Raw genomic sequence first — 13,701 nt, 5'->3', positions numbered from 1 at the left:
TTATAGTCGAAAACCCCGGATTTCGGGGCCTCACGGACTGATATTTATTGTTTAATTGATGTTTTTCAGCAGGTACCTAGCCGAGATATATGGCAGAAACCTGTCTGTCTTTGGATTGTTTCTCGGTGTTGTTTAAGTGGCGGCAAAAAGGTCGGCCAACGCCGCCGCCAGATCTCGATCACCGGTATAACGGATATCCCCGAGCAGGAATGCGTGCCGCGCACTGAGCGAACCCTCAATCACATCCTTCAGCGTATCGAAGGACATTTCCAGCTCAAGCTCAGGATCTGCGATCAACCCCATGTTCTGCTTCGCGACTACGCGTCCATTATCCGCGCCGTTTTCGCGAGCGACCTGCAGGTAAAAATCGCTGCCATCTGGCAGCCGGAACTGTACCCGAGTGACTGGAGGCAAACAAGTAAGGCTTTGTAAGCGCTCAAAAATATGTACCGGTAACCGCATTGATACTCCGGGTATAGACTCTGCAGTCGTAATAATTGACCGACTGCAGAACCAAAACACCGCCGCTGTTGCCAGCGGCGGTGTTACTTCATCGAACTCAGAACGCGAAGTGTTCCGGGTCGAGGCTCATCAGGTTGTCAGCACCGCTCTGCATTGCGCCGGCATGGGCAGCAGTGCGCGGCAGAATGCGGTCGTAGTAGAAACGCGCGGTAGCCAGCTTGGCACGATAGAAATCCTGCTCTTCAGTGCCCGCTGCCAGTTTTTCGTTTGCCACTTTGGCAGCCAGTGCCCACAGGTAGGCCTGCACGGCATAGCCTGAGTACATCAGGTAGTCCACGGAAGCCGCGCCAACTTCGTCCGGGTTCTCCATCGCCTTGGCACCAACGTGCAGGGTCAGGTCGCCCCACTGCTTGTTGATTTCCTGCAGCTTGGCGACGAACGGAGCCAGTGCTTCGTTGTCGACTTCCGCCTGGCAGAACTTGTGCACGACCTTGGTGAACTTGCGCAGCAGTTCGCCCTGGCTCATCAGCACCTTACGGCCCAGCAGGTCGAGCGCCTGAATGCCGGTGGTACCTTCATAGATGGTGGCGATACGCGCGTCGCGAACATTCTGCTCTGCGCCCCACTCAGCGATGTAACCGTGACCACCGAAACACTGCAGGCCCAGGTTGGCGGATTCAAAACCAGTTTCTGTCAGGAAAGCTTTTGCGATCGGCGTCAGGAACGCCAGCATGTCGTCCGCTTCTTTCTTGTCTTCCTCAGAACCCACGTGTGTGCGATCCACTTGCTGCGCACACAGCATGGTCAGCATGCGGCCACCTTCAGCAAACGCTTTCTGGGTCATCAGCATACGGCGCACATCCGGGTGCACGATAATCGGATCCGCTGCACCGTCCGGATTCTTCGGGCCACTCAGGGAGCGCATTTGCAGACGGTCTTTGGCGTACGCCAGGGACTTCTGGAAGCCCACTTCGGCATGCGCGACGCCCTGCAGCGCAGTACCCAGACGCGCAGTGTTCATAAAGGTGAACATGCAGTTCAGACCCTTGTTGGGCGGGCCGATCAGGAAACCTTTCGCGCCGTCAAAGTTCAGTACTGCCGTTGCATTGCCGTGAATGCCCATCTTGTGCTCCAGTGAGCCACAGCTGACGCTGTTGCGCTCGCCAACGGAACCATCGGCGTTCGGCAGGAATTTAGGCACGATAAACAGGGAAATGCCTTTGGTGCCCGCGGGCGCATCGGGCAGACGCGCGAGCACGATGTGCACGATGTTCTCTGCCATGTCGTGCTCACCGGCAGAGATGAAAATTTTGGTACCGGAAATGGCGTATGAGCCATCGTCATTCGGCTCGGCCTTGGTGCGCAGGATACCCAGGTCGGTACCACAGTGCGGCTCGGTCAGACACATGGTACCGGTCCAGGTACCTTCAACCAGCTTGGTCAGGTACGCCTGCTTTTGCTCTTCGGTGCCGTGCTCTTCCAGGGTGTTCATGGCACCGTGGGACAGGCCCGGGTACATGCCCCAGGACCAGTTCGCCGTACCAACCATTTCACTCAGCGCAGTACCCAGCGAAGGCGGCAGGCCCTGGCCGCCGTAATCAACGTCGTGCGCGAGAGACGGCCAGCCAGCTTCTACGAACTGCTGGTAGGCTTCTTTAAAGCCGTCGGGAGTTTTGACCTCTCCGTCCTTCCAGGTACAACCCTGCTGGTCACCAATCTGATTCAGCGGAGCGAGGACGTTTTCGCAGAATTTGGCGCCCTCTTCCAGAATGGCGTCCACCACGTCAGGACTCGCGTCTTCATATCCCAGCGACGCATAGTGCTGATCCCAGTTCAGCAGTTCGCGCATCGCGAAGCGCATGTCACGCAGCGGAATCTTGATCTCGCTCATTCTGTATACCCTCTCTTCTTTCGCAAAAGGTTATCTTGGTTGGGCGTGCCCGCCCCTGGGGCAAACTTGTGACCCATATGTTGGTTTTATTCATCATAGTAAGAACTAGCTACCGCCTGCCATGGCGAAATCCGCCCAAAGCGATAACAAAATACGGCGGGGAGATGTGACGCGACAGTCAGGGCAACCCGGGAAAAACGGGCTTATCAGTGTGCTGTGGCAGTTGGGCGGGGGCTCTTGCGGTACTCACCAGGCGTAACGCCCGTCCATTTTTTGAACGCCCGAAAAAAAGCACTGGCTTCATCGAAGCCAAGCATCTCGGCAATCTGGGCATTAGAGAGATCCGGACAGCTGAGGTAGTGGAATGCTGCCTCCATCCGGCACTCGTCCTTCAGCTTCTGGTACGAGGTGTTTTCCTGCTGAAGGCGCCGGCGAAGTGTGGTGACAGACATGTTGAGCCGTTCCGCCACCGCTTCTGCGGCGGGCATGGACTCGCTGACATCCCGGTTCAGGATCGTCTTGACCTTGGTCTTGATACTGTTCGCACTGCCGTCGCTGATCACCAGGTGATACGGTGCAGTGCGAATGAAATCTTCCAGCGTTTGCGGACTCTGGACGATCGGGTAGTCCAGGTAACGGCTTTCGTACTCCAGTGCATTGCTCGGCTGGTCAAACAACAGTTCCTCAGCTTCACTCTGCGCCAGGGCGACAAACTCTTCCGGACAGGAAAACGAAAAATGCAGTTTCGCCAGTGGAATTTCCCGTCCAACCAGCCAGCAGTAGAAACGGTGCCAAACTGCCAGGGTTGTACGAATCACACTGGGATTGGTCTCCGCGAGCAATTGCTCGAATTCGCCATCTGCGAGGGAACTGATCCCGCTGATGACCACACGCTCGCGGCCGTCGTGACTGTTCAGCACCGGCTTTACCCGAAACCCGCGACAGATCTCCATGAATTCCGCGCTGAGGGTAATGGCCTGCCGCACTGTCGCGCAATTGACCACGGTAAGGCAAAGCAGCCGGAAAGAGCCCGGACGCACGCGCCCACCACTCAACATCCCGAACCACTCATCCTGCGCGAGCCACATTACCCGCTGATAGAGGCGACCGTACTTGACAGCCGAGAACGCAGCGGTACCTTCGAGCTCACTCTCATCGATATCCACCGAAGCCAGCAGTTCGTCCCTGTTGCAACCATTGCGCGCAGCTTCTTCCAGTAATCGCTGCACATAAGCAATGGGAATGCGGATGTCTTCTTCGCTGGTACTCGCCATTTATTTATTTCTACGATTGCGCAACCAATTGAGCAGCGCGCCGAACCCGAATGCAACGGCCACGATCACGACAAGAAACACCAGCATCAATACCAGGTAGCTCAACACATCGGCCACCGGTAAATCCCAGCTCCAGATCGCCGCAGCGATGAATGCAATACAAGCCAGAACACTGGTAACAAAGGATCGACGGCGTTTTATGGCCATAGTCTGCGCACTTATCTGAAAGAAATGAATGGCTAGTCGGCCACGACCGACAACACTACCCTTAAATACTATCGAAAGCCGGGCAAAAGGCCTAACCCAATGGTATCTGAAGGCAACCGGCCTCCAGCAGGTATATGCGGCGCAGAATCGTGAAGCATCACCGCACCACTGTCAACGCCGCTGCCCGACTGATACCCACGCTGCGGTGACCAGCTCAACATGGATCAGCGATACGCAGCAGATTTATCGGAAAAACTAACAGGAGGTACAAAACCGGATGCTTCAGAATGCAGCCGACAGCGTTATTCGAAGGCAAACCGAGAGCCAGCGACTGATCTACCGCGAGGAAGATCGCAAAACCCTGACCAGGCTGGGCATATGGATTGGGTGCCTGGGGATACTGATGCTCGCGATACTGTTCGCTATTCTTGCCTTGACCTGAATATCTTAAGCAATCGGGTCAGCTGGCTATTTTCCTTTGCCTGCATCAGTTGCCACGGATGATCCCTCCCTTCGCCAATCTCGCCGGATCCAGAATTTCCCTCAGCACTTCTTCCGACAGATCCGTCATTTCCAATGCGACATCAAGAATCGGTCGACCACTGGCATAAGCCGCCTTGGCTATTTCCGCCGCAGCACTGTATCCGATCACGGGGTTAAGGGCTGTCACCAAGATCGGGTTTTTACCCAGCGCTTCGGCAATACGCGTCCGATTGACCTCGAACCCGTCGATGGCTTTGTCCGCCAGCAACCTTGCGGCGTTACCAAGTAAGTGAATACTTTCCAACACGGAAAACGCTATCAGCGGAAGCATGACATTCAGCTGGAAATTACCGCTTTGACCAGCCACCGTAATAGCGGCGTCATTGCCGATCACCTTCGCAGAAACCATCGCCACAGATTCCGCGATCACCGGGTTCACCTTGCCCGGCATGATACTGCTGCCAGGCTGCAGTGACGGCAGCGCGATCTCTCCGAAGCCAGCGAGCGGACCACTGTTCATCCAGCGCAGATCATTGGCAATTTTCATCAACGTGACCGAAGCCGTCTTTAGCTGGCCGGAGATTTCTACCGCAGTATCCTGGCTGGCAATCGCAGCAAACGCGTTATCCGCAGGGCGAACGGCTATACCACACTCAATACTCAGACGCTGGGCAAATCGTTCCGCGAAATCCTCGTGCGCGTTTAGCCCCGTCCCTACCGCGGTACCGCCCTGCGCGAGCTGCGCAAGCCTTGGCAGCGCACTTTCCAGCCGCTCGCAGGACAAGTGCAGCTGTGCACTCCACGCCGACATCTCCTGTTGCAGGGTAACCGGCACCGCATCCATCAGATGCGTCCTGCCGGTCTTCACCACGTCCCCCAGCGCACTCGCCTTGCGCTCGATACTCTGCTGTAAGTGCCAGAACGCGGGCAACAAGTGGTTTTGAATCTCAAGCATCGCTGACAGGTGGATGGCCGACGGAATCACATCATTGCTGCTCTGGCTCATATTGACGTGATCGTTCGCCCCGACATCCACGCCCGAGCTGGCGCTCGCGAGACGGGCAAGTACCTCATTCACATTCATGTTGGTACTGGTGCCCGAGCCCGTCTGGAATACATCCACCGGAAACTGCCTGGCGAAATCCTCGCGCATAACCTGATCACAGGCGGAAACAATCGCTGCAGCAATATCACCATCCAGCAGCCCGAGTCCACAATTGGCCTCCGCCGCAGCCTTTTTGATCGCAATTACTGCGCGAATAAAAGGTACCGGCAGTGGGTACCCACTTACCGGAAAATTGTCGACGGCCCGCTGGGTCTGGGCACCATAGAGTGAATCAGCCGGAACCTGGACTTCGCCGAGACTATCCTTCTCTGTGCGAAATTTACTGGCCATGCTTTAGTCCTTTCAATCTGTGAAGCAGAATTCGGACAACCTAACCGATGATCAATGCGGGGAATTGCGCATAAGGAAGAGTAGCGCGCATGCGTTACAACTGGAAATCGCCGGATAGGTATCCGACGGCACTCTGAAAAGAACGACACAATGTCAGAAGACGGGGAGGACTGGAGATCGGGAGCAACTCGCGCTCAGGAGCACGCATAATGGGCGTGCCCTGATTGCATGGTTACATGCTGACGCGACCTTCCTGGGTCCACTCGCAGCGTACCTGCATATCACCGCAGCCCGGCTCGTGGTAGAGGCCAGCCGCCTCCCAGGTAAACGAGTGGGTACCGGAAAGTTCGGTTTCCAGGTGCACCGTGGCAGAAACCCAGTACATACTGCGCAGCAGTTCCTCGAATTTCTGGATCCAGTGGTTCCACTCATATTCGACCGCGCGGTAGGACGCGCCGAAATGGATGACATCCGTCTGGTACTGGGACTGCTTCATCTTGATGGTGGGAATGGAAAACATATCGCGACACAAAAACGGCCACTCGTCTGCACTCGGCAAGGCGAGAACGGCTTCGCGATTGACCCGGCGGCGGTCGCTGCCGCCGGTGAGGCTGTTACTGTCTTTAATACAGCCGTAAACAATGGATTCCTGATCGCCCTGAATCACTCTGCACAATCCTCGCGTACGCTACAACACGCATTCCAGAAACTATTTATCCCGCCAACTGTAACGGCGCTGCCACCAGAAAGCCACCTTCCAGTTTATGCAAATCGCCATTCCGTTCGCATTTGCGAAATCCGCAAATAAAACTCCAGCAACATGTTGATAAATCGTTCAGAACGGTCAGATTTCGATACCCCTCTCGCGCAACATCGCAATCAGCGCCTCCTCATCCAAAACCGGAAGATCCAGTTCTCGGGCCTTGTTCAGTTTTGAACCGGCACCGGGCCCCGCCACCACCGTATGGGTATTGGCAGAAACACTGCCCGCAACCTTGGCCCCGAGGCGCTGCAGATAATCCTTCGCCTCACTGCGGGACAGAGTTTCCAGTTTGCCGGTCAGCACCCAGGTTTGCCCCGCCAGCGGCTGCTCACCGCCCTGCTGCTCTTCCGCAGGCCAGCGAATACCAGCCTGTTTCAGAGCTTCGATTTCTTCGAGGTTGTGAGGCTGCTCAAAAAATTCCGCCACATAGTGCGCCACGACCGGGCCTACATCCTCAACCTGCTGCAAGGCTTCCGTGTCTGCCTGCATCAACGCATCGAGCTCACCGAAATGTCGCGCGAGATTGCGCGCGGTCGCCTCGCCCACCTCGCGAATGCCTAATGCATAGAGAAACTTGGGCAGCGTTGTGTCCTTGCTCTTTTCCAGTGCATCCAGCAGGTTCTGGGCCGACTTTTCCCCCATCCGCTCCAGCGCAACCAGGGCGTCGAGCTCCAGGTGATAAAGACCGGATACAGAGTGCAATAACCCCTCATCCACCAGCTGCTCGACCAGCTTGTCGCCAAGGCCATCGATGTCCATCGCCTTGCGCGACGCAAAGTGCTTGATTGCCTGCTTGCGCTGGGCGCTGCATATGAGGCCACCGCTGCAGCGGGCCACCGCCTCTCCCGGCGTGGCCTCGACCGGGGAATCACACACCGGGCAGTGATCCGGGAATTCGATATCCCGGGCATCGTCCGGGCGCCGACTTTCGACCACGGAAACTACCTGCGGAATCACGTCTCCCGCACGGCGAATAATCACGGTATCGCCGACCTTGACCCCGAGGCGGGCAATTTCGTCGCGGTTGTGCAGGGTCGCATTGGACACAGTGACACCGCCGACAAATACCGGCTCCAGCCGCGCAACCGGCGTCACCGCACCGGTGCGTCCAACCTGGAACTCCACATCCAGTAGTTTGGTCATTTCCTCCTGGGCCGGGAATTTGTAGGCAGTGGCCCAGCGCGGGGCACGGGCAACAAAGCCCAGGCGTTTCTGCAGCGGGATACTGTTCACCTTGAACACGATACCGTCGATATCGTACGGCAGCTGTTCGCGCTTTTCGCCCAGCTTGCGGTAGTAATCAATACAGGCATCGATGTCTTCCGCCACCGCCATTTCGCTGTTGATACGGAATCCCCAGCGATTCAGTTGCTCGAGAATATCGGTATGCCGCTCCGGCAGTTCGCCACCTTCCACAAGCCCGACACTGTACACGCAGAGCTGCAGAGGTCGCCTGGCGGTAATCTTCGGATCCAGCTGGCGCAAACTGCCGGCGGCCGCGTTGCGCGGGTTGACAAACAGCTTCTCCCCCGCGGCACGGGCCTTGTCATTCAACTCGGCAAATCCGGCCTTCGGCATGTAGATTTCCCCCCGCACCTCGAGCACTGGCGGCACATCGCCGTCGAGGAGCTTGAGAGGCACCGAGTAAATCGTGCGCACATTCTGGGTAATGTCTTCCCCGACAGTGCCGTCGCCGCGGGTCGCAGCGCGCTCCAGTACACCATTGCGATACAGCAGGCTTACGGCGATGCCATCAAGCTTGGGCTCGCACGCGTATTCGACTGCATTCTGGCTGTTCAGGCGATCGCGGATACGACGGTCAAAATCCTGTAATTCTTCATCACTGAACGCGTTATCCAGAGAGAGCATCGGCAACTCATGCCGCACCTGGGTGAAGGCACTGAGTGGTTCCGCTCCGACCCGTTGCGTCGGCGAGTCCGTGGTAACCAGGCTCGGATACTCCTGCTCCAGCTTTTGCAGTTCGCGCAGGCAGCGGTCGTATTCCGCATCAGGCAATTCCGGGGTATCAAGCACGTAGTACTGGTAGTTGGCCCGGTTGAGAATGTCGTGCAGCTCCGCAACCCGGGTCTGCACATCGAGGGGGATGTTTTGTTCGTTCATTGGCGGTCAATAAACTTTTATTTGATATTTTTCGATTTCTGAAACGACAAACGGGCACCCGCAATAACGAGCACCCGTCAACGCTTCGATGCTTTATCCGGAAATCAGTACCGGAATGGCAGCGGGTCAGGCCTGGGCCTTGGCCAACGCCTTGCGGCGCTGGAATTCCATTACCCGCTGACGATAGTGTTCCGCAGTCTGGCCGGTAAAGACGCTGCGGTTTTCATCTTTCAGCTCTCCGCCCAATTGCTCGGCAATGTTGCGGGCAGTGGTCAGGAGCGTATCCAGTGCCTTGAGCGCTTCCACCTCGGCGGGCAGGGTCAGGAACAGGCTGACACCGGGCGTGGTGAAATCTTCCATCTGCGACATATCGAAAGTGCCAGGCACCACAATATTCGCCAGGCTGAAGAGCGCGGGGCCCTCACCTGCCTCGCCGCAGTGATAGTGAAAGATATTCATATCACCAAAACGCAGGCCGCTGGAAAGCAGTACCCGCAGCAGATCGTTGCCTTCGAAGTAATCCCCCTGGGGCGCCATGATATTGAGGATCAGGACCTCTTCCACCGGCAGTTCGCGACGGGCTTCCGCCGATTTCTGTCGGGATGGACTCTGGCGAGAACCGGCGCGCTCTGAAGCCGGGCCCTTGTCCTTGCTGCGTGCAAACGGCGAAGCCTTTTTCAGCTCCGGAAACTTGATATCTGCCGCATTCCAGCCGGACTTCTTCTGAACCAGCGGCTCTTCGGCGGGAGGCGCCATTTTATCGCTGGCCACAGTTTGCTCTACATCCACCGCCTGAAGCGACTCGAGACTCACCGACTCGTCGAGCGAGGGCTCGCGACGCTGTGCGGCCACAAAGTCTTCATCGGGCTCGCCACCGGCGACCAGATCACCACCGACAGCCGGCTCATTGAATGCGGACACGAATTCGCCAGCGGGCGCTGCTGCGGCCTCGTCGGCCACAGAATCCATTAGCATCGGCACCTGCTCATCCAGATTCAGGGATGCCTGTTCCGGAATGCGAGCTTCGCTCGACGCGTCTTCCGCCGCCACCCGACCAGGCTTGCTGCCCGCCAGCGGCTTGCGCGAGGACTGGAAATTCTGCTGCACCTGTCGATTTACCTGGGACGCATCTTCGGGTTTGCGGCGCTGTACCACACGTACCGTGCCCGGCAGCTCGGCGGAAATCTGACGGCGTTTTTCCGCCTCTTCCGGGTCGATGTATTCCAGCTCGGAATCGTCGATTACCGACGGCTTGCGCACTGTGGTCGCGCCCACATCCATTTTGCGCGCCGGAGACAGGATATCGGTGTCGAGGTCATCGTACTCGCGCTCGTTCATGTCGCGCCGCATCGCGCGCGATAGATTGCGGGAGACCTTTACCGTATCGCGGTGCTTTAAATAAGCGCGGCGTGCACCGTCCACCACAACGGCGAACAGCAACAGCGCCAGCAAGTTGATCAGCCAGTTGTCCATTTTCGCTCTTTCTCCCTACGCCGAGGCCAACTCCGCCGCTTCTTCCACGTCTACCGATACCAGTCGGGATACACCCGGCTCATGCATCGTGACGCCCAGCAACTGGTCGGCCATTTCCATGGCAATTTTGTTGTGGGTAATGTAAATGAACTGCACGTGCTCTGACATTTCCTTAACCATGCGCGCGTAACGCCCCACGTTGGCGTCGTCCAGCGGTGCGTCAACCTCGTCCAGCATACAGAAAGGCGCCGGGTTCAGGCGGAAGATCGAGAAAACCAGGGCAATGGCCGTCAGCGCCTTCTCACCACCTGACAGTAGGTGAATGGTGCTGTTTCGCTTGCCCGGGGGACGCGCCATGATCGCGATACCGGTATCCAGCAAATCTTCCCCGGTCAGCTCCAGGTACGCGTGACCACCACCAAATACTTTCGGGAACAATTCCTGCAGGCCACCGTTCACCTGATCAAAGGTTTCCTTGAAGCGGGTACGGGTTTCCTTGTCGATCCTGCGGATCGCATTTTCCAGGGTTTCCAGCGCATCGGTCAGGTCGCCATACTGGCGATCCAGGTAATTCTTGCGCTCGGACTCCTGCTTGTATTCATCGATGGCCGCCAGGTTGATCGGCCCCAGGCGGGAGATACGTGCGGCCACCAGTTCCAGATCCTGCTGCACCGCCTCGATGGTCAATTCCTCCGGGAGTTCATCCAGCAGAATTTCCACATCGTGATCCGATTCACGCAGCTGCTCTACCAGACCGGCACGCTGGGTTTCCAGTGTCTGCGCCGTCAGGCGCTGCTGCTCCAGCTGTGCACGCAGGCCCTGCAGAGCCGACTCTGCCTTGTGGCGCTCCTGCTCCTGGGTACGCAGGCTGGTCTCGACTTCTTCCAACTTTTTGCGCGCTTCGGAAAGCTCGGTTTCCACATCGATGCGCTGGGCGAGCTTTTCTTCCAGCTCACTCTGGTAGTCCAGTGAAGGATCCTGCGCATCTTCCATCTGCTGGCGCAGTTCTTCGCGGCGAGTCTGCAGGCGCTCTACCTGTTCCCGCAGAACCTGCAGGGTACGCTCCAGGGAAACTTTCTGGGTGCGCACCGACTGCTCGCGCATGGCCAGTTCGTGCGAGCGATCTTTGTCTTCGCGTGCGCGCTGGCGCGCGGCGTCGAGGGCCTCACGCAGCTCCTCGCGACGGGCGAGCATGGACTCGCGGCGATCGGTATCGTCGCTCATCGCCTCCAGCGCTTCCTGCAGCACGATTCGCGCCTCGGAAATGGATTCCGCTTCGCCATCCATCTGTTCGCGGACTTCGGCAATCTCCTGCTCGATTCGGCGGCGGCGCTCATCCATTTGTTCCTGGCGCGCACGCTGGGCGGAGAGCTGGCTGCGCAGGTCGCCGGTGCGGCGATTCAGCTGTTCGGCGTCGTTGCGCGCCTGTTCGATACCGGATTCAAGTTCACCGGCACGCGCTCGCAACTGTTCCCGCTGCTCGGTCAGTTCTTCGATACGGGCTTCGCACTCCGCGAGCGCCTGCTCAAGGTCTTCCAGTTCCTGCTTGCGCGCCAGTACGCCGGCCTCGGCATCAGCGCCGCGGCTCACCCGCAGCCAGTTCGGGCCCAGCCACAAGCCGTCGCGGGTAACGATGCTCTCGCCAGCCTTGAGCTGGCTGCGCTGCGCCAGTGCACTGTTCAGGTCTGTGGCGGTATAGATGCCATCGACAAGCCCCTGCAGCGACGCCGGTCCCTGCACCACATCGGCAAGCTTGGGCAGACTGCCACCCGCTGCGGATGTGACCGCCTGACCGTCAACAAATACCGCCTGACCGCCATCGAAGCTGGCGAGGCTGTCCTGCAGCGATTCAATGCGATCGATACAAACCGCTTGCAACTGGGCACCGAGCACCGTTTCTACGGCGGTCTCCCAGCCAGATTCCGCTCGAATCTGTTCCGCCAGGCGCGGTTTGTCCTGAAGATTCTGTGTCTGCAGCCAGTTGGCCACCGACTCTCCCTGCCCCATGGCAGCCTGCTGCAGGGCCTCAAGGGATGCCTGGCGACCACGACTGGTCTGCAGTTGCAGACGCTCTTTATCGAGCTCGGCAGCCAGCTCGCTCTCCTGCCTGCGCAGGTCGCTCAGCTGCTCAGTCTGCTCTGAAATGGATTCGCGACGCTCGGCCAGCTGCATTTCCAGCTCGGCCAGCTCTTCATTGCGCTGCTCCAGTTCGCTGTCATCTCCGCTTCCGGCCAGCCCCTCACGCTCGGCTTTCAACCGGTTGATACGATCCTGCAGGCGCTGGCTGGAAGTTTCCAGGTGCTGGATACGGGACTGCTGAACCTCCGCCTTCTGGCGCGAGCCGGAAGCGCCCTGGTTGAACTGATCCCACTCGTTTTGCCATTCGCGCATCTGGTCTTCGGCGGTCAGCAGGGTCTGGGCGGACTCTTCCTCCGCGGCCTGCACCATTTCCAGATCCGGCACGATGACTTCGAGCTCTGCTTCGAACTCGCTGGCTTTTTCCTGGTCCGCCGACAGCAGCGCCTGGGATTCGCGGTACTCCTGCTCGGTGCGGGAAAGGTCGGACTGCAACTGCGCATTGCGCTCACGGGCGTGGGCAATGTTTTGTTCCAGGCGTGCGATATCCGCACCCACTGCATAAAAGCGGCCCTGGACTTCATTGAAGGCGTCGGACAGGTCGTGGTAGGCCACACGCTGTTCTTCGATTCCGGTATCGCAGCTCACCTGGCGGGTCACCAGCTCTTCCACGGTGAGTTCGAGCTCGCCGATCTGCTGCTGCTTGGCTTTGGCCTGGTCGTCCAGGTCGCGGTATTTCAGCGCCTGCAGGTGTGCTTTGTGGGTGCGCTCTTCTTCTTTGAAGCGGCTGTACTTTTCCGCTGCCGCCGACTGGCGTTCCAGGCGGCTCAGCTGGCGATCCAGCTCATCGCGGATATCGGTAAGGCGCTCGAGGTTCTCCTTGGTGCGGCGCATACGGTTTTCCGTATCGCGGCGACGCTCCTTGTATTTGGAGATACCGGCGGCCTCTTCGATGAATACCCGCAGCTCTTCTGGCTTGGCTTCAATCAGCTTGGAGATCATGCCCTGCTCGATGATCGCATAGCTGCGCGGGCCGAGACCGGTTCCAAGGAACAGGTCGGTCACATCCCGGCGGCGGCACTTCTCACCATTCAGGTAATAGTTGTTCTGCCCGTCGCGGGTCACCTTGCGCTTGACCGAGATTTCACTGAAGGCCGCGTATTCACCGGCGAGCTTGCCGGCGGAGTTGTCGAACACCAGTTCGATCGACGCCTGCCCCACCGGCTTGCGGCCGCTGGAACCGTTGAAGATAACGTCGGTCATGGAGTCGCCGCGCAGGTTTTTTGCGGACGACTCACCCATCACCCAGCGCACGGCGTCAATGGTATTGGACTTGCCACAGCCGTTCGGACCGACCACGGCGCTGAGGTTGGATGGGAAGTAGACGGTGGTCGGGTCGACGAACGACTTGAACCCGGCCAGCTTGATGCACTTCAAACGCATGGTCTTGAAACTCGGTAACATCCGGCGCCCGTGCGGATAGAGATAACCGCCGAACGCTCTTCGTTGTAATTTGCTTGATTGATTTGGGGAATCTGACTACCAATTGCAGGCA

General features: G+C 58.2%; 10 protein-coding genes. 1 reads left to right on the top strand and 9 read right to left on the bottom strand.

The genetic code is table 11. From position 1 onward, the window contains the following. Nucleotides 1–132: 132 nt before the first annotated feature. From ACNKU7_RS13050 to ACNKU7_RS13035, 4 genes are all read right to left on the bottom strand, one after another. Nucleotides 133–414 (bottom strand): SCP2 sterol-binding domain-containing protein, encoded by a 282-nt coding sequence (locus tag ACNKU7_RS13050; protein ID WP_418297425.1) that lies wholly within the window; start codon nucleotides 412–414, stop codon nucleotides 133–135. 145 nt (nucleotides 415–559) lie between these two features. After that, nucleotides 560–2,353: an acyl-CoA dehydrogenase C-terminal domain-containing protein gene (locus tag ACNKU7_RS13045; RefSeq protein ID WP_418297424.1), complete on the bottom strand. Its 1,794-nt coding sequence runs from the start codon at nucleotides 2,351–2,353 to the stop codon at nucleotides 560–562. Nucleotides 2,354–2,559: 206 nt separating this feature from the next. After that, nucleotides 2,560–3,627: an AraC family transcriptional regulator gene (locus tag ACNKU7_RS13040; protein ID WP_418297423.1), complete on the bottom strand. Its 1,068-nt coding sequence runs from the start codon at nucleotides 3,625–3,627 to the stop codon at nucleotides 2,560–2,562. Further along, complete coding sequence (locus tag ACNKU7_RS13035; RefSeq protein WP_418297422.1) at nucleotides 3,628–3,834, bottom strand: hypothetical protein; 207 nt, start codon at nucleotides 3,832–3,834, stop codon at nucleotides 3,628–3,630. Between the two features lie 277 nt (nucleotides 3,835–4,111). On the opposite strand from ACNKU7_RS13035, the gene ACNKU7_RS13030 reads away from it, so the two are divergent. After that, nucleotides 4,112–4,276 (top strand): hypothetical protein, encoded by a 165-nt coding sequence (locus ACNKU7_RS13030; protein WP_418297421.1) that lies wholly within the window; start codon nucleotides 4,112–4,114, stop codon nucleotides 4,274–4,276. Nucleotides 4,277–4,321: 45 nt separating this feature from the next. Here ACNKU7_RS13030 and ACNKU7_RS13025 read toward each other — a convergent pair whose 3' ends face one another. The 5 genes from ACNKU7_RS13025 to smc all read right to left on the bottom strand — a co-directional run bounded on the left by ACNKU7_RS13025 (nucleotide 4,322) and on the right by smc (nucleotide 13,589). Continuing rightward, nucleotides 4,322–5,713, bottom strand: a complete 1,392-nt coding sequence (locus ACNKU7_RS13025) for a class II fumarate hydratase (RefSeq protein WP_418297420.1) — start codon at nucleotides 5,711–5,713, stop codon at nucleotides 4,322–4,324. A gap of 232 nt (nucleotides 5,714–5,945) precedes the next feature. After that, a complete protein-coding gene (locus tag ACNKU7_RS13020; RefSeq protein WP_418297419.1) occupies nucleotides 5,946–6,380 on the bottom strand; it encodes a hypothetical protein in 435 nt (144 codons plus the stop codon). 177 nt (nucleotides 6,381–6,557) lie between these two features. Beyond that, nucleotides 6,558–8,597: an NAD-dependent DNA ligase LigA gene (ligA, locus tag ACNKU7_RS13015; protein ID WP_418297418.1), complete on the bottom strand. Its 2,040-nt coding sequence runs from the start codon at nucleotides 8,595–8,597 to the stop codon at nucleotides 6,558–6,560. Between the two features lie 126 nt (nucleotides 8,598–8,723). Further along, complete coding sequence (gene zipA / locus ACNKU7_RS13010) at nucleotides 8,724–10,070, bottom strand: cell division protein ZipA (protein WP_418297417.1); 1,347 nt, start codon at nucleotides 10,068–10,070, stop codon at nucleotides 8,724–8,726. Between the two features lie 15 nt (nucleotides 10,071–10,085). Continuing rightward, the gene (smc, locus tag ACNKU7_RS13005; protein WP_418297416.1) at nucleotides 10,086–13,589 is read right to left on the bottom strand and encodes a chromosome segregation protein SMC; all 3,504 of its coding nucleotides are present in this window, start codon (nucleotides 13,587–13,589) and stop codon (nucleotides 10,086–10,088) included. Nucleotides 13,590–13,701: the final 112 nt, after the last annotated feature.

The sequence above is a fragment of the Microbulbifer weihaiensis genome, from assembly GCF_048323715.1.
Taxonomy (GTDB): domain Bacteria; phylum Pseudomonadota; class Gammaproteobacteria; order Pseudomonadales; family Cellvibrionaceae; genus Microbulbifer.
Note: the sequence above shows the minus strand (reverse complement) of the source record. Positions and strands in the feature narration are given on the sequence as shown.